The sequence below is a fragment of the bacterium genome, assembly GCA_035380285.1.
Lineage (GTDB): Bacteria > Auribacterota > Erginobacteria > Erginobacterales > DAOSXE01 > DAOSXE01.
Genome location: DAOSXE010000022.1, coordinates 30,841 through 51,073, shown reverse-complemented (window position 1 = coordinate 51,073; position 20,233 = coordinate 30,841). Strand labels below are relative to the sequence as shown.

At 56.8% G+C, this 20,233-nt stretch carries 15 protein-coding genes and 1 tRNA gene; 8 read left to right on the top strand and 8 right to left on the bottom strand.

The features are described from left to right. From PLZ73_09320 to PLZ73_09295, 6 genes are all read right to left on the bottom strand, one after another. Positions 1–1,381, bottom strand: a 1,381-nt coding sequence (locus tag PLZ73_09320; protein ID HOO78073.1) for a hypothetical protein, incomplete at its 3' end; no start/stop codon positions are given. 790 nt (positions 1,382–2,171) lie between these two features. Then, entirely contained in the window at positions 2,172–2,492 is a 321-nt protein-coding gene (locus PLZ73_09315; GenBank protein ID HOO78072.1) for an SHOCT domain-containing protein, read from the bottom strand. An 18-nt stretch (positions 2,493–2,510) separates the two neighbouring features. After that, positions 2,511–4,445: a copper-translocating P-type ATPase gene (locus PLZ73_09310; GenBank protein HOO78071.1), complete on the bottom strand. Its 1,935-nt coding sequence runs from the start codon at positions 4,443–4,445 to the stop codon at positions 2,511–2,513. Between the two features lie 250 nt (positions 4,446–4,695). Continuing rightward, complete coding sequence (locus tag PLZ73_09305; protein ID HOO78070.1) at positions 4,696–5,085, bottom strand: DUF302 domain-containing protein; 390 nt, start codon at positions 5,083–5,085, stop codon at positions 4,696–4,698. 139 nt (positions 5,086–5,224) lie between these two features. Continuing rightward, a complete protein-coding gene (locus PLZ73_09300) occupies positions 5,225–5,734 on the bottom strand; it encodes a hypothetical protein (protein ID HOO78069.1) in 510 nt (169 codons plus the stop codon). Between the two features lie 575 nt (positions 5,735–6,309). Continuing rightward, entirely contained in the window at positions 6,310–6,600 is a 291-nt protein-coding gene (locus PLZ73_09295) for a hypothetical protein (protein ID HOO78068.1), read from the bottom strand. Positions 6,601–6,847: 247 nt separating this feature from the next. Here PLZ73_09295 and PLZ73_09290 point away from each other — a divergent pair, with 247 nt between their 5' ends. From PLZ73_09290 to PLZ73_09255, 8 genes are all read left to right on the top strand, one after another. Continuing rightward, positions 6,848–8,599 (top strand): ATP-binding protein, encoded by a 1,752-nt coding sequence (locus tag PLZ73_09290; protein ID HOO78067.1) that lies wholly within the window; start codon positions 6,848–6,850, stop codon positions 8,597–8,599. Continuing rightward, entirely contained in the window at positions 8,592–9,947 is a 1,356-nt protein-coding gene (locus PLZ73_09285) for a sigma-54 dependent transcriptional regulator (protein HOO78066.1), read from the top strand. Before PLZ73_09290 ends, PLZ73_09285 begins: the two co-directional genes overlap by 8 nt. Before the next feature lie 193 nt (positions 9,948–10,140). After that, positions 10,141–10,686 (top strand): hypothetical protein, encoded by a 546-nt coding sequence (locus PLZ73_09280; protein ID HOO78065.1) that lies wholly within the window; start codon positions 10,141–10,143, stop codon positions 10,684–10,686. Positions 10,687–10,756: 70 nt separating this feature from the next. Further along, positions 10,757–11,746: an inorganic phosphate transporter gene (locus PLZ73_09275; GenBank protein ID HOO78064.1), complete on the top strand. Its 990-nt coding sequence runs from the start codon at positions 10,757–10,759 to the stop codon at positions 11,744–11,746. Positions 11,747–11,769: 23 nt separating this feature from the next. Then, complete coding sequence (locus tag PLZ73_09270; protein ID HOO78063.1) at positions 11,770–12,771, top strand: inorganic phosphate transporter; 1,002 nt, start codon at positions 11,770–11,772, stop codon at positions 12,769–12,771. Between the two features lie 21 nt (positions 12,772–12,792). Further along, positions 12,793–13,419 carry a DUF47 family protein gene (locus PLZ73_09265; protein ID HOO78062.1) on the top strand — a complete coding sequence of 209 codons (627 nt, stop codon included), beginning with the start codon at positions 12,793–12,795 and terminating at the stop codon, positions 13,417–13,419. 367 nt (positions 13,420–13,786) lie between these two features. Continuing rightward, positions 13,787–13,859: transfer RNA gene (locus PLZ73_09260), tRNA-Thr, on the top strand. A 268-nt stretch (positions 13,860–14,127) separates the two neighbouring features. Then, positions 14,128–15,432 carry a tail fiber domain-containing protein gene (locus tag PLZ73_09255; protein ID HOO78061.1) on the top strand — a complete coding sequence of 435 codons (1,305 nt, stop codon included), beginning with the start codon at positions 14,128–14,130 and terminating at the stop codon, positions 15,430–15,432. Between the two features lie 262 nt (positions 15,433–15,694). On the opposite strand, the gene PLZ73_09250 is transcribed toward PLZ73_09255, so the two are convergent. Continuing rightward, positions 15,695–18,214: an integrin alpha gene (locus PLZ73_09250; GenBank protein ID HOO78060.1), complete on the bottom strand. Its 2,520-nt coding sequence runs from the start codon at positions 18,212–18,214 to the stop codon at positions 15,695–15,697. Between the two features lie 568 nt (positions 18,215–18,782). Then, entirely contained in the window at positions 18,783–20,165 is a 1,383-nt protein-coding gene (locus tag PLZ73_09245) for an aldehyde dehydrogenase family protein (GenBank protein HOO78059.1), read from the bottom strand. Positions 20,166–20,233: the final 68 nt, after the last annotated feature.

Genomic DNA, 20,233 nt, shown 5'->3' with positions numbered 1-20,233 from the left:
CCGCCGGCTCCCAGGTCCCGTCCCCGTTGTAGTCGGAGGGGACGACCTCGTCGCTCGAGGCCCCGAACCAGGCCTTGGTCAGGCCCCGCACCAGCCAGAGCCCGGCCGAGGGCCGGAAGAGGGCGATGTCCGAGGTCCCGTCGCCGTTGTAGTCGCCGGTGACAGCGCCGGAGGAAACCGGCGTGGGCGAAGGAGTAGCGGACGGCGTGGGGGTGAGAGTAGCCGATGGCGTGGGGGTGACCGATGGTGTGGGCGTGGGGGTGACCGACGGTGTCGGCGTGGGGGTAACCGACGGTGTCGGCGTGGGGGTAACCGACGGTGTCGGAACAGGTGTGGGCGTAACCCATTCGGCAATATGGTTCGCGGTCAACCAGTCCGCAGTGGTGAAGTACCCTCCCGCATAAAGGCTGGATCCGTTCCAGAGAAGGGCAAAGACAGTATTGTTCATCCCCGCCCCGAGAGCCGACCAGGAACTCCCGTCCCACCGGGCGCTGCGCCTCGCGGTTACGCCGCCCGCCATACTGAATTCTCCCCCCACGTAGAGATTGGATCCGTCCCAGTCCAGGGCATAGACATAATCTCCAGAACTTATGCCCGAATTCAGGGCCGACCAGGCGCTCCCGTCCCATCGGGCGACCCGGTTAGCGGTTACGCCGCCCGCCGTGTTGAAGGCCCCCCCCACGTAAAGGTTGGAGTCCCCCATGGCCAGCGTCATGACACCGCCGTTCATCCCCGAACTGAGGGTCGACCAGGCATTCCCATTCCAGCGTGCGATCTTGGCCGCGGGAACGCCTCCCGCAGTGTTGAAGCTCCCCCCCGCGTAGAGGTAGGTACCGTCCCAGGCAATCCCCTCGACAGTGGAGTCCACCCCTGAACCGAGAGCCGACCAACCGCTTCCGTTCCACTTGGCGATATGGTTAACGGGCGCACCCCCGGCAGTGGTGAATGCCCCCCCCGCATAGAGGTTAGAGCCGTCCCAGGCCAGTGCCTTGACATAGTCATTCATCCCGGAACTGAGAGCCGTCCAGGCGCTCCCGTCCCACATAGCAATATTGTTCGCGGTCACACCTCCGGCAGTGGTGAAGTTACCTCCTGCGTAGAGGTTGGAGCCATTCCAGAGAAGGGCGTAGATATTGCCGGTCACACCCGAACTGAGGGCCGTCCAGTCGGACCCGTCCCACCGGGCGATTCCGTTAACCGTTGCACCGCCCGCCGTGGTGAAGGCCCCCCCTGCGTAGAGGTTGGTGCCATCCCCGACCAGAGCGAAAACATGGTTGTTCATCCCGGAACTGAGAGCCGTCCATTGTTGACCGGTGACCGGCTGTACCGCCAGCGCCGTCCCGGCCAGCAGAACGAGACTTATCATTGCGAATTTATTCATAACCATTCCCCTTTCCGTTTTTGGCCCCATAAAAACAAATAACCGGCCGGATAAAGCTATCCGCGCCGGGTCAGATTCCCCCAACCTCAGGATCCACCATGTACTTGCACGGTTCTATGCGCCGAGGTTGAGGGGTTAAGATTAGCTAAGTATCTGTTCTCCCAATGCTGTTTTTTGTAAGTCTATTTTTCCCCAAGTTTTAATTGTAACACCAGTCTGGAGATGGAGTAAAGACAAAACCTCGGCATAACCTTGCTCTACAAGAAAATTATAGCACACCAGGAGCGCCTTTTCGAAAAAGTTCACGCCCTGACCAAGCCGCCTGAGGTTCTCCCAGTCAGGCAGCCCTGGGGAGAGCCCTCAAGTTCACTCCCCCTCACGACCGAACCAGTCCCCGTGGCTCCTGGATCTACCGGACCTGGTGAAGGATGAGGCTCTTCGGGGGATAATCAGTCCTCACCGAAGGTGTGTCGCTCGCGGGTACCCGGGCGGCCTTCCATGATGGCTGCCCGGTGAATCTATCCTTGCCCCGCCCTCCCCCCCGGCTATAATGCACGGTGTTCGCCGAAGTAGCTCAGTTGGTAGAGCAGCTCACTCGTAAAGAAATTCAGGTGGTTTTCCTAACCCCTGATTGCCCAGGAACTTTCGGCGTATCTCCTTGCCGGGCAGGCTAATTATATCGACGGTTTTGTACCGGTGAGTACCCCTGATTACCCCTGAGTACAGATAATTTTGGTGACTATTTGGTGACTGGGCCGTGAGGTGGCGGTTGATCATGCTTCGCTCTCGATTACTCTGATTCAAGATCCCTTTTCATTTTTTTGAATTCTGCTTCCGTAATCTCCCCCCTAGCGTAACGTTTCTTAATTATTTCCAATGGGGTCTCCTGAGGATTCCCCGACCGCCCTCCCCCTGTCCCTTTTAAAAAGAACAGGTAAATAATGACTCCCAAGAGAATGATCAGGAGTACCCACATAATTACGCCTCCTCCGCTAAAATTCATCATATGGTCCCAACCACCCATATGCCCCTCTTCAGTACCATTGCCACAAACACTTGCGATAGGAATAAGCAAGAATACAGCTATAACAAGCACTATAACTTTAAGCATGCCCTGCCTCCTATTAATTCAGTTACTTTTATCGACTTGCAGCAGTCTGGCATTGATCGCCACGATCACCGTGGAAAGCGACATCAGAACAGCTCCCATCGCCGGAGAGATCAAAATCCCGGCCCAGAACAATACACCGGCCGCGAGGGGAATGGCTAAAACATTATAGCCGGTCGCCCACCAAAGATTTTGGACCATCTTACGATAGGTCGCCGCCCCAAAGAGGATGAGCGTGGTCACGTCTTCCGGATTGCTGTTTACCAGAATGATATCGGCGGTCTCAGCGGCGACGTCGGTCCCCGAACCGATAGCGATTCCCACATCAGCCTGAGCGAGAGCAGGAGCGTCGTTGACCCCGTCGCCGGTCATAGCCACGAATTCGCCTTTGCCCTGAAGTTCCTTTACTTTACCCTGCTTCTGTTCGGGGAGGACTTCGGCGAAATACCCATCCAGATCTAGCTCAGCAGAAACCTGGTGGGCGACATTCTTGTTATCGCCGGTGATCATCCAGCACTTGATTCCGGCTCCTTTCAATCTGTTCACCGCTACCCGGGATTGGGATCGAATCCGGTCGGAGAGACCGATCGATCCCACCAATTCCCCTCCGGCCAGAACGTAAACCACGGTGGCCAGGCCTTCTTCTTTCAATTTTTCGGGGAGCTCAAACCCATTTTCTTCCAGATAACCGGGACTGACCACTTTGAACTCCTCGCTGTCCATTTTCCCCTCCACTCCTTTCCCCTGGAGGGCCCGAAAATCGGAGGCTTCCGGCACGTCGATCTCCATCTCCTGGGCTTTGAGTGCGATCCCGGCTCCGATTGGATGTTCGCTGTTCTTCTCCAGGGCGGCAGCGGTCCGGATCAGTTTCTTCTCGTCCCAGCCGGCGGCCAGAGGGCGGAGCGAGCTGACTCCGAATTTCCCCTCAGTCAGGGTCCCGGTTTTATCGAAAAGAACGGTGCTGATCTTGCGGGAGTTTTCGAAGGCGTTCCGGTTTCGGATCAGAAGACCGTTGCGGGCAGCCAGCGCCGTGGAAACCGCTACCACCAGGGGAATGGCCAGACCGAGCGCGTGGGGACAGGTGATCACCATCACCGTGGCCATCCTCTCCATGGCGAAGGCGAAAACCTTACCGGCGAGGAGCCACGAAAGCAGTGTTACCCCTCCGGCGCTCAGGGAGATAATGGTCAGCCACAACGCCGCTTTGTCGGCCAAAGTCTGGCTTTTCGATTTCGACTTCTGGGCTTGTTTGACCAAAGTAATAACCTTGGAGAGGTAGGAATCCTCTCCTGTCCCCATAACCTCGATCTCCAGAGAGCCGTCGCCGTTGAGCGTTCCCCCGATCACTTTCTCGTTTTTCCCTTTCTTGACCGGTTTCGACTCCCCGGTGACCATCGCCTCATTGACGTAGCTCTCCCCCTGTTTGACTATACCGTCGGCAGGAATCTTCTCCCCCGGCTTGACCAGGAGGAGATCCCCTTTTTTCACGTCCTCCAGCCTTACCTCCACCGTCTTTCCGCCGCCGACCCGATGGGCTTCATCCGGCATTAGGCGGGCGAGCTCCTCCAAGGCGTTAGAAGCGCTCAAAACCGATTTCATCTCTATCCAATGGCCGAGGAGCATGATGTCTATCAGCGTCGCCAGCTCCCAAAAGAAAACCTTGCCGCTCAGTCCGAAGACCACCGCCGATGAGTAGAAGTAGGCGACCGAGATCGCCAGACCGATCAGTGTCATCATCCCGGGGGATCTTTTCCGCAGTTCGGAGTAGAGGCCGCTTAGAAAGGGCCTGCCTCCGTAGAGAAAAACGAAGGTGGAGAATGACCAGAGGAGGTAATTGCTCCCGGAGAAGCGAATTTTTATCCCCAGGAACCTTTGCACTAACGGCGAGAGGAGAAGGATGGGAACGGTGGCGGCAAGGGAGATGAAGAATCTTCGATGGAAGTCTTTGACCATCATACGATGGTGGGCGGCGTGGTCATGGCCGATGTGGCTTTCATGACCGCCGTGGCCAACGTGACCTTCATTCCCGGGACCCGATCTTTCTCCCTTCAAGAATTTTTCCCGGCAGGAGGAAGAACAGAAATAGTAGGTTTTTCCGTCCTTCTCGGACCGGAGGGCGGTTTTTTCATCGACCTCCATTCCGCAGACAGGATCCATTATCATCTTTCACCGCTTTCTTGTAAGACGCTCGGTTATTCGACGAAATTCAGCTCAGGGAATCGAACGCCCGCTTCAACTGACCTTCCACCTCCGAGGCGACTTTCTGAAGTTCGGGATTGTCGATCATCCGCATGGCCGCGGTGGGACGGATGAAAGAGACCGCGGTACCGCCATCTTTTTCGTAGAGGACAACGTTGCAGGGAAGTAAAAGGCCGATCTCTTCTTCAGCCAGAATTGCCTTTCGGGCGTTGGTGGGATTGCACGCACCCAGGATCACGTAGTTTTTGAAATCGATCCCCAGTTTTTCCTCGAACTTCTCCCTCAGGTCGATCCGGGACAGGATTCCGAACCCCTCGGCTTTCAGGGCCGTTGTCGCCGTGGCTTCCGCTTCGGCGAAGGGCAGGTTGAGAACCTTACTGAATCCATAGCCGTTCATCGCTTTTCCTTATCGAGGTTTCCCGCCGGCAATAAGGCCCCGGCTCGCCGCCAGGGCGGCCTTGGCTCCTCCCCCGGAAGCGATGGTAATCCTTTTGACGGAACAGTCCGACAGGAATAGAAATTTTCCCGTCATTGCTTCAATCGGCGGGACGCATCCAGCCGGTGGTCTTGTCGATGAGGATTTTGTCGACCAGCGATCCATCCTTGGTCACGATCTCCGCTTCAAAGGCGGTATCTTTTTCGGTGATTTTCCCCACTTCCAGACGCGGATTCCCGGTCGCGGCCACGTAACGCTCCACCATTTTTTGGGCTCCGGCCAAATCGATAGGTGTAACCCGGCCTTGATAGGGATATCCCCAACCTCGGGACATCATCCCCGGGCCCATCATATCTCGTCCCATCATACCGGGCCCCATCATGCCACCCCTCATCATGCCGGACCCCATCATGCCGGACCCCATCATTCCCCCTTCCATCGGGCGCCCGCAGTAGGGACAATACCAACTCTGGTACTTACCTGGGTCACCCATTCCTTGACTGCCGGTCGCCATCATCGAGCCTCCGCCTTGGTTATCGGCGGCAGCCGGAATCGCCGCGGTCAGGAAGATGGCGGCCAGCGTGGGCACATAACACAAAAATGCTTTCATCCTGCACCTCCCTTAATGAAACGGCTCTGAAACGCGGTTACTCTTGTGAACTTAGCGATGAAGTGTCGACTATAGAGGTTGAACTTGCTCTGCCTATCCGCCTACGGCGAAGCCAGTTTCCCGCTGCCTTTTTTGAAATTCCGACACAGTGTGTAGAACAGCTATTCAAATCCGCCGAAAACCAGCTTTCGTTATTTCCAAATCGTTAACATATATTAGGCTTTATCCCTTCCGACCAGTAATGGGAGGCTTCCGCTTTTTAATGACTTTTTTCCACGTTGCTGCATCCCATCGCGATAACCGGACCAAGCTCGCTCTGAGAGGGCGCCCCCCGAAACTCGTTGCGACGGAGCTGGAAAAAGTGATGGCACAGAACGCTCTGCGCTACCGGCTTGGCTCACTGAGCGACACCCTTCGATAAACGCGGGACAAGCAACCCAGACGACTTCGGGAGACGGGAATCACTGACCTCCCCGAACCCCATCCCCTCCCCTTCAGCCTCACATCCTCTACCTGGTGACTATTTGGTGACTGGGACCCGGTTCGGTGGTATGCCGGGGTTATTCCGGCGGAACTTACGGCACCGTCACGGTGGCCGATTCCCAGAACGACCCCATCTTGTAGACGGAGACGGTGTACTCCCCCGGGACCAGGGGGGAGATGTCGCTGAAGACGTTGTAGGGGCAGAGACAGTAGCAGTAGATGGGGACGTATTCGGTCTCGTAGAGCCGGATTTCCGTCCCTTCCACCTCCATTTCCACGTCCACCCTCTCCAGGCAGCAGTTGTACTCGGCGTTGTAGTGACGCGCAACGATACAGTCGTTCTCCCAGAAGACTTCCAGGTATTTCGGTTCGTCCTCGAGCAAGGCAGCCTCACGCACTTCGGATTGGAGGACTCGCCGAGGGGCTTGGTGGTGGGCATAACCCAGGCGGTGGTGCTGGGGGTCTTGTATCCTAGCGTTCCGCTTTTTTGTTTCAGCCGGTGTTATGTTGATGTCTAATTACCGAAAGAAGGCAGACATCCTCAAGCGCATGATCCATGTAGGACGGAAACCCTAGAGTGGGAGAGATCATTCGACTGCGACCGGGATGTCCCCAGGAAGTGCGGTTGTTATGCGCATCAGTTATCGGCTCAGTCTGTACATAAGCTTTTTCATTGTTGTCTTGGCTCCATTGTTGCTGGCGTTTCTGATTTTCGAAGCGATGCTCCGGCGAACAGCCGAGGACAAGTTTTTCTCCCAGGCCGAGAGGGTCGGGCTGGGCATCCGCGAGGAGATTTCCCGGCGTTCGGGAAATCTTCTGAAGTTGGCGGAACGATATGCCCAGGATGAGTCGATTATCGTTTTCCTCTCTCAAGGTGATCGTTCTCGCTTGGAGTCCCGCCTGTTTGAACTTTTCGGCTACTCCAACCTGGACCTCCTGGAAATCGGGGACTCCTCCGGAATCGTCCTGGCGCGCGGCCACCGGCCTGGTGATTTCGGGGAAGATAAGGCTTCCCAGATAATCATAGGCAACGCCCTCAAAGGGATGCCTGCGGCGGATATTGAGTATGGAGTCTCCGGCATAGCCCTGCGCTCGGTGGCTCCGATCCGTTCGAATGAGAAGGCGATTATCGGAACGCTGATGACCGGCGTGCTCTTGAACAAGGATTTTTTCAGCGCCTATAAAAATATCACCGGATTCAACGTTGCCCTGTTCCAAGGGGATGTTCTTGTCACCAGTACACTTGGTTCGAGCCTGACCTGGACCCCTCCGGCGGCAACCGATCAGTCGCCGGACAAGGTCGTTTTCATGTCGGGGGAGAAAGAGATGTGGGGAATTTACTTGCCTGTCTATCATTCGACCGGAGAAGAATTCGGCGGCTTGCTGCTATGGCAGGATGCCAAGACCATCTTGGCCTCTCTGGACATTTACCAAGCAACGCTGACATACACCTTTATCTTCGCCGTCATCCTGTCTCTCGGGTTGGCCGTGTTCCTGAGCAGGAATTTCTCCTCTCCCCTGAAGAAGCTGCTCCCGGTTATGGATCGGGTCTCCCGGGGAGACCTGAATACGAATATGCCCACGTTGAGATGGGCTGAATTCAGGGTTTTGGGCGCTCATTTCCAGGACATGCTTACCGAATTGCAAAAATCCCGTCAGCGGGTGGAACGGACCCAGCGACAGTTGATCGTGGCGGGAAAACTGGCCGTCCTGGGCCAGGTCACGGCTGAACTGGCCCACGAAATCAGAAATCCCCTCAACTCCATGGAGATCACCCTGAGCCTGCTGAGGACGAAGATTCTCAATAAGATCGGCGACGACCCCACCATAGAAGAAAACATAGAAGCCCTTCGTACCGAGACGAAAAGACTGAAGCGAACCGTTAAGGATTTCGTGGAGGCGGGGGGGGAGATAACGTTGCGCAAAAAACCGGTAAACGTCGCTAACGAGCTGGAGAAAATATTTAAGCTGGTTCGTCCTCAGGTCGAACTTTTGGGGATCGAACTCGATTTCCGGGCCCAGGACAGCAAACCGATCCTCATCGATCAAAATCGCTTGCATCAGGCGGTATTGAATATCACGCTAAATGCGTGTCAGTCTATGAAACCCGGAGGGAAACTCACGGTTAGGGGTGCTGACAACGCGACCGCTTATACGATCAGCATCCGTGATACCGGAGCGGGAATGACGCCCGAGGAAAGGGATAAAGTCCTGAGCTTCCCCTTCACCACAAAAACGGATGGGCTGGGCTGCGGGTTGACGTACGTGTTAAGGGTGATGCAGGCGCATAGCGGCGAATTCGACCTGGAATCAAGTCCGGGAGTAGGAACTACGGTCAGACTTTCCTTTTTCCGGAGACCAAGCGGTGACGGCAATGATTAAGGTGCTGATAGTAGAGGACGAACGGGTGGCCGCCGACAATCTGCGGCTTCTCCTCTCCGGCGGGGGCTACGAGGCCGAGTGTGTCTACACTTTTGGCTCGGCCCAAAAGATAGTAGCGACCAAGAGTTTTCGGATCTACCTGGTGGATGTCCGGCTCCCGGACGGCAACGGACTCGATCTGATCTCTCGGATCAGGACCGACAATCCCGATGCCGTCATCGTGGTGCTGTCCGCCTACGGGACCATCAAGGATGCCGTCAGTGCGCTCAAATCCGGTGCGGATCATTATCTTATCAAACCGATCGAACCGGATGAACTCCTGTTGACTCTGAAAAAGGAAATGGAACATCAGGAAGTGCGCGCCGAGAACATCGCCCTGAAAACCTACCTCTCCTCGATGTCCGGATTTGAGAACCTGATCGGCAAGAGCGAGACCATGACCCCGGTTTTCGAGCGGATCAGGAAGCTGAGCGACTCCAATGCCACGGTTCTGATCAGCGGAGAAAGCGGCACAGGGAAAGAACTGGTGGCCAGAACGCTCCATTACTCCGGTTCCAGGCGGGAAAAACGCTTTGTCGCCGTGCATTGCGCGGCTATCCCGGAAGCCCTGCTGGAGAGCGAATTGTTTGGCTATGTCAAAGGTGCTTATACCGGCGCCCTGCACGATCATATGGGGCGATTCGAATATGCCGACAAGGGGACTATTTTGTTGGATGAGGTGGGTGAGTTGACGCCGTCGTTGCAGGTGAAGCTTCTGCGGGTTCTGCAGGAAAGAAAGTTTGAAAGACTGGGTTCCAACCAGCAAGTAGAGGTGGATGTCAGGATACTGGCTTCGACCAATCGAAACCTCAGTGATCTGGTGGCCGCCGGCGAATTCCGGGAGGACCTTTACTGGCGGCTCAATGTCGTTGAAATCCACATGCCCCCCCTGCGGGAAAGAAAAGAAGACATAGCGCTTTTGGCGAAGCATTTTCTGGGTAAATATGCCGCATCCATGAATAAGACCGTTCCTTCCATCCGGCCGGAAGTTTTGGGGGTTTTCAACGAATATCCTTGGCCGGGCAACGTGCGCGAACTCGAGAACGTCTTGGAACGGGCCGTTACCCTGATGGAGGGGGATGAGATAACCGTGGAAAGCCTCCCGACGCGCCTTCGAACCCTAAAAATGCACCTTCGCGATGGAGCGGACCAAGACCTGTCTTCGCTCAAGATCAGGATGAAGGATTTTGAGAAAAAACTGATAGAGCAGATGCTCCAGGAAGAAAACGGCAACCGCATCAAGACGGCCGAACGCCTCCACATAAGTTTGCGTGCCCTTCAGTACAAGTTGAAGGAGTACGGGATCTAGGTCTTATCCTCCGGAAAGTGCAGAATATTGCGCTGTCCGCGCAAATATTTGCGTTTTCTCCTTCGTATGTTTCGTATCCCCCCCCTGAATCTGCCCATCGTTAGGTTGGCATAGGATTTGCTCGTTATTACGTCGTCAGAGACGGGATGGTCCTGACGGTCGAGCAAACCACGGCTAACTTAAGGTGAGAGAGATGACGTCCTTATCCTTACCGGAAGCGATCCGGGAGCAATTCGATCGGATACTAGAAGCAATCGCCGAACCGGGTCCAGCCCAGGTAGATTCCGCCTCAGTAGGAAAGGATGGGCGCCATCTTTTCGACCGGGTTTTTAACCTGCTGGCCCAGGGCGAGTCCTTGCCGTTTTTTCGGCAAAATTATCTGGAGCTTTCGGGATATGCGGCCCAGTTAGCTGCCTTAGCGGAGCAACTTCTGGACCTCGGGAAAGTTCTTCCCGAATCGGAAATCCGTCGATTGGCCGACCTGTTTGGAGTTCTCAGAGACGTCACCAGCATTCTGGGTAGTGCCTGGACTAAATTGCAGCGCAGCTTGACGGAGGCCCAAAGAGAAATCGAATTGGTCCAAGAGCCGCTGGGTAAGCTTGAGAAAACCGTGACCGCCATAGCCCTGGCGGCCCCTTCCCCGGCCGGCCGGTTGGCTCCTGCGGCCTATGGGGTTATGACGGCCGTTTGGATGATAGATTTGGCGCTTAAAAAGATCATCGCAATCAGAACCATTTAACGGGTCGCCGGGGCGACTTTCATTTGCGGTTGGTCCTAATTCATAACGACGTGGAGTTACGGCAAGCCAGATGTTGAGCAACTTTTTATTCTCTCAGGCGGGATATAAGGTTTTCGGAGGGCTTTACCTGGGTTGGGGGATCGGGGCCAACAACGCCGCCAACATCTTCAGTACGGCGGTAGCTACGAACGTACTCAAATATCGCACCGCGGTAATCCTTATTGCGATATTCGTAGTTCTGGGAGCGACGGTGGAGGGGCCCAACTTATTTTTGGCCGAGAGCACGAAGTTCTCCCAGGAAAGCACCTCGACTCTGGCACTGGTGGCGACGCTCTCGGCCGCTCTCACCATCACGGTTATTACGTACCTTTCTATCCCCACCTCGACATCGCAGGCGGCGATCGGGGCATTTATGGGAATAGCCATTGCCGCCAGCGGGATGGAGTCGGTGGATTGGGCCAAATTTCTCAAAATGCTGATTTGCTGGCTGCTGCATCCGATGATAGGACTGGTGTTGGCCTTTGTCTTTTTGAAGATCTTGAGATACCCGCTGGTTGTCTGGATCAAAAAAACGACGGTTCGAGCCAGTCTCTATAAGGTCCTCTTCTTCATTTTCGGATGTTATGGCGCCTATGCGCTGGGAGCCAACAACGTGGTAGTTACCACGGTTGCCTACTACAACATAGGGATGTTCGGAGCGGTGGGGAGCAAGCACGCCGCTTGGTGGGCGGCAACCTTGGGCGGAATCAGCATAGCCGTGGGTGCTCTCACCTATGGGGCCAAGGTGATGGTGACGATCGGGAAGAAGATAACGCCGTTGGACTCCTTCTCCGCCTTAGTGGTGGTCTTGGTTCATTCCCTGACCCTGCATTTTTTCACCCAGCTCAATATCCCGGTTTCCTCTTCTCATGCGGTGGTCGGGGCCGTCATCGGGGTGGGGCTTTTCAAAGGCAGCAAGATGATCAACCGTAAAACCATCGTGAAAATATTCATAGGTTGGATAGCCACCCCTCTGATAGCGGGTTTCTGCGCCTGGAGCGTGGCCGGACTCATCCGTTAGTCCTACTGGCCTTTAAAGTTACAATGTCATATCTCCTGATAGTTGCCATCGGCGCCGTGCTGGTTTTTGCCGTCACCAACGGGATGAAAGATGGGGCCAATGTCTTTGCCACCACCGTGGCTTCGGGGGCCCTGCCCCGCTCGGTGGCAATCGTTATCGTGGCCATCGCCGAGCTGGCCGGGCCCTACCTTTTAGGAACCAGAGTGGCGGCCACCGTCTCGCAAAATATCATCGACCCCACAGTTATTCACGGAGGAGACGGGACCATAATCATGCTCCTGAGCGGCATCCTGGGCGCCTTAGCTTGGAACGGCCTGTCCTGGTATCTGAAGCTTCCCACCAGTTCCTCGCTGACCTTGGTCGGAGGATTGATTGGACCGGCGCTCTATCGATATGGACTGGTAGCCGTTCCCTGGGGGGTGTTCAGCATCAAGATCGTTCTCGTAATGTTTCTTTCGCCGGTGGCCGGGCTGCTCGCGGGCTATCTCATCTGCCTGTTGTTCCGATTCCTTTTGAAAGGGGCATCGCCTCGCGCCAACCGCCCCATTCGCAAGGCCCATTTCGCCACCCTGATATTTCTGGGGATGAACCATGGGACCAATGACAGTCAAAAGGCCATGGGCGTCATCGCCCTGCTCCTGTTCGTCGCCGGCCGGAACCATGCTATAGCAGTCCCCTTCTGGGTAAAAACCGCCTGTGTCTTGGCCTTGACCACGGGAATCGTGACCGGGGGGACCAAGATAATCAAAACAGTGGGGTATGGGATTTTCAAAGTCCGCCCTCTCCAGTCCCTGGAGGCCCAACTCGGCGCCGCCGGCCTTCTGCTGGGCAGCAATCTGGCGGGAGTACCAGTGAGCACAACTCAGATCATCAGTTCCGGCATTATGGGCGTGGGAACGGGGATCCGGGCGAAAGGAGTGCGCTGGAATCTGGCCCGAACCATTGTCTGGAGTTGGATTCTCACGCTGCCTTTAGCCGGATTGATGGGTGTACTTATCTATATGCTTCTTCGTTCACTGCTTTAACCGACTTGAGGAGATCGAATTATGAACCTGCCTTCGGTTTTGCCCAGACGACGCATTGATTTTTTCCAAAATCTCGTCGAACACTCGCGGATGGTGCATGAAGCCTATCGGAACCTCACCCGGTTTATGCGCGAGAACGGAGAACGCGGGGAACTGGCAGAGGAGATACTTCACGCCGAGCGGGCAGCCGATGAACTTCGTCGGATTCTGATAGACCAGCTGAACCGCACCCTGATCACGCCGATCGACCGTGAAGACATCTTCTGCCTTTCCCGGGAGATAGACAACGTCCTCGATGCCGCCAAAAGCACCGTCGAGGAGATGCGGATCTTTCAGGTCGAACCGGTCCCCGAACTCGTTTTGATGGCCGAAATCATGGAACGGGGGACCCTCGAGCTCTACGAGGCGTTCCAAAGCCTTAAGCGCTACCCGGGAGTGGCCCGCGAGCACGCCATCAACGCCAAGCGGACGGAAAACCATATGCATCATATTTACCTGGAAGCGACCGCCAAACTTTTCAACGCCACCGATCTCCCGGCAGGTTACATCTTCAAGATGCGAGAAATCTTCCGGCACCTGAAGCGCTCATCGGATATCTGCGACGAAGCGGCGAACCTGCTCCTGGATATCATCGTCAAGCTGGAGTAACTGCCCGCAATTTCATGTCCCCAGCTTTCCCCACAATAGCGACAGCCGACTCCCCATAACAAACCGGGCGGTCCTCTCGATGTCGGCGATAAGAACTTGCTCGGATGCCGGCAGCCCTGGTGTCCGGTAAAAACCAGATGATTGAGTTATTTTCCCTGTTGGGGAATTGTCTTGCTCAGCCCGAGAATATCTAGATAATGTTCGCGCGTGGATGAAAGCCCATGATCGGCTTGTTCATTGCTAGGCCTGGCAATATAATGAGGCATGAAATTTTGGTGATTATTTGGTGACCGGGCGTTCTTGTCCCGGACTGCGGGGAATCGACGGGTTTTACATTTGGTTATCTCATAAAGACTTACAGCATTTCGCCGAAGTAGCTCAGTTGGTAGAGCAGCTCACTCGTAATGAGCAGGTCGTCGGTTCGAGTCCGACCTTCGGCTGTTGTTGTATAACTCGTTATTCATAATGAGTTATAAACTCATATTCAATTATCGCAGCATTGCTGTCACAAAATCCGAGAGATTTTCCAAGCCCCACCCGGTTCGAATGTAAATTCGGGTGGGGTCGTTTTGTGTTTGGATCGATCCCTGGCCATGAACGGTAGTTTGTGGATAGCGTCCAATGGACGCATTGATGTGCAGTCGTCCCTGTCTATATAATTTGCTGTTGGAACCTCAACGAATCCCAAAACCTCCAAGGAGGAGCGTGATGCAACGTGCTGAATTTTCAGTGAAGAGAGTCATCGGATTGGCGGTGGCTTCATTTGTCGGAATAGTAACCGTGGTTACCGGTGCCGATTTCAACGGGGACGGGAAGGATGATGTAGCCGTCTATAAGGAGAGTGGAGGCCAGGGGATATGGTGTGTGAAGAACATCTCTAGGGTATATTTCGGGGATCAGGGCGATATACCGGTTCCCGGTGATTATTATGGAGACAGTAAGGCAGAGTATGTTCTGTTTCGCCCCAGCACCGGCCAGTGGATTTCCCGTGATGCGAGTGGGAATGTACGAAGGATTTATTACGGGAATGATATGGATATACCTCTGGGAGATTCCGGTATGAAACAGAGCACCCACTTTTTCTACGACCCGCATACACACTCCTTCCGGGCTGGGGAGGCCCCCGAAGGGGTGAGCAAAGACCAGAATTCTGGAAGGCAAGTTCAGAGTCTTGGTTCGTATGCTGTAGCGATGGGACGTAACACCGTTGCCAGCGGAACTGCCTCAACCGCGATGGGAGATAGCACGACTGCCAGCGGTAATTTCTCGACCGCGATAGGTGGGCCTTACACCACTGCCGCCGGTGACAGTTCAATCGCGATGGGAAATAACACGATTGCCGGAGGCATAGTCTCAACTGCGATGGGAGAGGGTACGACAGCCAACGGAGAAAACTCAACCGCGATGGGAAGTGGTACGACAGCCAGCGGTAATACCTCAACCGCGATGGGACTTTGGACGACTGCCGGCGGAACTGCTTCAACCGCAATGGGGGTAGCCATTGAAGTTAGCGGTGATTACTCATTTGGATTTGGAGGTGACCCCGAAAGCCAGGGTGTAGATATTTCCGACGACCACGTCTTTGTCATTCACGGGGCTAATGTTGGTATGGGTAATACCGGCCCTGATTATCTCCTCGAGATGGAAGAAAGCGGAGGGGGTTACTACAGCGCCTCCGACCACCAGTGGCACAACGGTTCGAGCAAGGATATCAAGCAGGATATTGTCCCGAGCGACATTGATGTTTCAAAGGTTCTGGAAAGTGTGAAAATCGTCAAGTACCGCTATAAGACCGAAGCGGCTAAAGACGAGAACGCTCCCTACCACATCGGCTTCATCGGTGAGGAGACAACACCTCTTCTTTCGGGCAAGGACCAGAACAGCATGGCGACGGGAGACTGCATCGGCCTGTTACTGGCGGCGGTCAAGGAACAGCAGGAAACAATTGAAACCCTGAACGCCCGACTCGAGCTCCTGGAGAAAAAGTTGGTGGAATTAGAGATACGTGACTAGAGCCCCAAAGCTTCTCCGGCAGATAAGACTTGTAACTCGACCCAAAAAACCGCTGTCACAAATACGTCACATTCCAGGTACCCCATCGTACCCAATCGTGCCCCCTGTTTTTTGGGGTTTTCAGTCGTAACTAAGCACAAATAGCCTTGGCGGGGAAGCTCCACAATCGAATCGGACCTTCGGCTTTGAAGGGAATCCGACCTTCCGGCCCCGCGAAAGTAACCCCTCTCGGGAAATTCCTGCCGGCGGGGCCCCTCCGGCTTCAATACTGAAGCGGAGTCGGGCCCCCGTAGGCCCCCATGTCGTTGCGGGTTTTGTCGCTGTCGTTGAAGATAGGGCTGGCGGCCCCGGCATCGACGCAGATGGAGGATGCCTTGAGGGTGTAGTCCGTCCCCCCGGGCATGGGGTCGGCGAAGCCGGGAGGAACCGGCCCGCACAGGTTGCGGGCGGCGAGAGTCACCCCGTAATTGTTCGCAGGGGTCTTGTTGAAAGCGAACTGCGCCGTCACCGACGAACCCTGACCGTAAAAGCCGTACTCGTGGGCGGCGGCCGAAGAAGTGACCCAGACGATGTTGTTCCAGAACCCGTTGTCGGAAGTGCCCGTCCCCAGAAAAACTCCGACGGCGTTCTGGGGCCTCACCGGCGACGTGCCGCCGGCGACACAGAGGAGGTGAACGGTGTTGTTGACGAAATAGTTGCTGTTGCTGCTCGACTGGACGCGGACCGCCGCCGGGTTCATGGGCACGTGGGCGAACCCGAGGACGCTCCGGCGGAAAAACAGGTTGTTTTTAACGACGTTATCGTTGGATTCGTCGGTGAGAAGGAGACAGAGCCCGTCGAACCCGGAGCGGAAAACCACGTTCCCCTGCACCGTCATCTCTTCGACCCGGTCGAGCCGGATCCCCCCATCCTCGATGAAAAAGTTGCGGATAGCGGCCCCGGCGGCGCCTTCGACCACGTACTGAGTCGACCCGTCGCCCTCGATCACAGGCAGGTTCCCGCTCTCATCGGCGACGCCGATCAGTTCGATCTCTTCCCGGAGTTCGACCACTTCGGCATAGGTCCCGGCCCGGACATAGACGGTGGAAATGCCCTCGTCGTCCGCGGCGTCGATACCGGCGGCGATGGTGTCGAAAGGAGCCTCGCTCCCTCCCGGGCCGGCGGACGTACCAAGGTCGGCGTCGACGTAGACCGCCGCCGTCGGGAAGTAATCTCCACAGGTGGACAGCATGTAGGTTCTCCCCGCCAAGGACCCGGTGCCGGCATTATAGGGCGCCCCGATCAAAACCTCGTCCCAGCCGTCGCCATCGACATCGCCGGCTCCGGATACCGAGAATCCGGCGTAATCGGAAGCGGCCTCTCCGTTGAAAAAATAATCGGCGTGAGCGAGGAAGATATTGCCGTAGATGTCGGGAGTTATGGTAGCCAGGCTGGACCCGAGAAAAAGGCAGGCCCGGCCGGCGCGCAGGGCGATATCGTTGAAGCTGGGACAACCGATCAGGATATCGTCCAAGCCGTCGCCGTCGACGTCCCCGGCGCCGGAAACGGAATACCCGGCGAACTCCTGCGCGCCGTCGCCGACAAGACGGTAATCGGCCTGAGAGAGGCCGATATTCCCGTCGGCGTCCTCCGTCAGGGCCGACAGACCCCCCGCCAGGATCAGGTATGCCTTGCCGGTCAGGAAGTCGCTGGCGAACGCTCCGATGAGGATATCGTCGAGGCCGTCGCCGTCGACATCGCCCGCGCCCGACAAGCTGTATCCGCTCCAATCGGAGGCGGCTTCTCCGACAAAGCCGTAATCGGCCTGAGAGAGCCCGATGTTTCCGTCCGTATCCGCAACCAGCGAAGCGAGGCTCGCGCCGAGGACAAGATAACTTTTACCCGCGTCCAGGGCGGCATCGTCGTTCCCGGACGCCCCGAACAGGATATCGCCCAGACCGTCGCCGTCGACATCGCCGACGCCCGCAACGGCCCAACCGACGGAATCGTCCTCGTTTTCGCCCACGAAAGCGTAATCGCTGCCGGAGAGCCCGATGTTCCCGTCCGCATCGGCCGTCATCGCGGAAAGGTGCGCGGCGAGAACGAGATATACCTTCCCCGCGGAAGCTCCGGCATCGCCGTTTTCGGGAGCGCCGATGAGGATGTCGTCGAGGCCGTCGCCGTCGACGTCCCCGGCCCCGGCAACGGCGGCGCCGGCGGTATCGCCGGAATTCTCCCCCACAAACGCATAGTCGCTGTCGGAAAGGCTGATCTGCCCGTCGGAGTCGACCGGCATGGCCGGGATGCTGGCCCCGAGCAGGAGGTAGGCTTTCCCCGCCGACAACCCGGCATCGCTGTTGCCGTAGGCGCCGACGAGGATGTCGTCCAGGCCGTCGCCGTCGACATCGCCCGCGCCGGCCACCGTCACTCCGCTCAGGTCGTCCTCGTTTTCGCCGATGAAAACATAATCGGCATCGGCCAGACTTACGCTCCCGGAGGCAAGCAGCCCGGGCGAGCCGAGTAAAAGATAGGTGGCGCCGGCATCGTGGCCGCCGGAATTATTGTTCAGGGCGCTGATGAGGATATCCGCATAGCCGTCGCCGTTCACGTCTCCGGCGGCGGCCACCGAGTAGCCGCTCAGGTCGCCCCAATTCTCCCCGGAAAGATCGAGGTCGGCCGCGGAAAGGTTCGATGACACGGATTCGAAGTCCTCGATACAGGCGAAAATCGTCCCGCCGCCGCTCAACATCAGTAACGCAACCGCATAGACCCCGATCATTACCTGATTTGCTTTATGTCTCATCGCTGCCTCCTCTATCGGGTTGATACTTCCAACCGACACCGCAACAAACGCAATAGTCGTGCCAAGCCGTCCACGACGAGAGGGGGTGTCCCTTAAGGCGTTGGGGACAAGCATCTTGAGACACAAGGGACGTCCTCGGGCGCCCTACTTGGGCTGCCAAGGTCAATCGCATTATGCGCCACGGCAGGTGATTCTGCGACAACGGCGGTTTGCCCGAAGTCGGCCTCGGGACGGCCCGGCGGACCAGGAACGACACGGGGAGGAGGGTGGCGCCCTCCCTCGATGCAACCGGACGTCCGGCGTTGACAACGCGAACGGCACGTCGTGGCGTATACGTGGACGAGAGCTTGCATCCCGACATCCGGCCCGGGACTCCGTAACCAGTCTCAGGCTCCCGCAAATATTCACACCGTCGGCGGAAAAAACGGGCGGCTTTCTCCGCCATCCTTTCCTCGGGATCGATCCCTCAGACCCGATCGCAAGAAAGGCCGTGCGAGGTCTTCCGGAAGGATTCAGTACCCCGATGAGGCTTTGGCGGGGTTCTTCATCGGGCAGACGTAGCCTCCGTTCAGCTCAGGAATCGGAAGAACTTCTTCACCTGATCCAAGGATGTCCTGTAAGGGGGATATCGGAGGGGAACATCGAACCGGAACGACCTTGTAACCACGCTCCGGTAGTGGGTAAACGTGTCGAAGGTGGCCCTGCCATGGTAGCTGCCCATACCGCTCGGCCCGATACCGCCGAAGGGCAGGCGACGAGGCAGAATCTGTATGATGGTGTCGTTGATGCAGGCACCCCCGGAGCGGGTTTCACGAATGACCATGCGCTGCCTCTCTCTGTTGCGGGAGAAGAAGTACAGTGCCAACGGCGCCGGCCGCGCGTTCACGGCTCCGGTCGCCTCGGCGAGATCCCCGTACCCGATCACCGGGAGGATCGGCCCGAAAATTTCCTCTCCCATGATCCGGTTATCCCAATTCACATTATCGATCACCGTCGGGGCAAGGTAGCGGTTTTCGCGATCGGCACCGCCGCCGACCACGATGTCGCCTTCCTCCAGGAGAGACAGGAGTCGTGAGAGGTGGCGCTCGTTGATGATCCGGGCGTAATCGGGACTATGGCGCGGGTCGGGGCCGTAGAACTCCACGATTGCCTTCTTCAGATTTTCTATCATCGGATCTTTCAACTCGGCGGGGACGAGCAGGTAGTCCGGGGCGACGCAGGTCTGGCCCGCGTTAAAGAACTTCCCCCAAGCGATTCGGCGCGCCGCCACGCTGCAATCGACCTCACGGTCGACGATACACGGATTTTTTCCTCCCAGTTCCAGGGTTACCGGGGTGAGATGCTCCGCGGCCTTTGCCATGACGATTTTTCCGACCCGCGGGCCGCCGGTGTAAAAGATATGGTCGAACTCCTCCTCCAGGAGAAGCCCAGCCGCGGCCGCGCCTCCCTCCACTACCGCTATCGAGTCATCCCCGAAGGTTTCCCCTATGACTTCGGCGATCGCGCGGGAACTTTCCGAGGCTACCTCGGACGGTTTCACGACCGCCGTGCACCCGGCCGCCAACGCCCCGACCAGGGGGGAGAGGCACAGAGCCACCGGGTAGTTCCAGGGGCCGATGATCAACACCACCCCTTTCGGTTCCGGGACGATCCGGGTTTCGGACGGGAACCAGAGAAGAGGTGGCATCGGCTTCCGGGACCGGGACCACGCCCCGAGATGCCTGAGGGCGTAGTCGATCTCGGCGAGGACGAACCCCACCTCGCTCGTATAGGCCTCCACCGCGGCTTTTCCCAAGTCCTTCCTAAGGGCCGCGAGGAGTTTTTTTTCGTTTCTACCGAGGGCCGATTTCAGTTTTGCCAGCGCTGCTTTTCTCCAGGCCGGACTCCGGGTAAAACCACCCTGAAAGCAGGCCCTCTGCCCGGCGACGATCTCGGGGATGGATTTTTTCACGTTACCGACCTTCCCCAGCGGTTTGCATCTTCAGCAGAGGATCGAACGCGATGGCGCCGCTCCCTGCC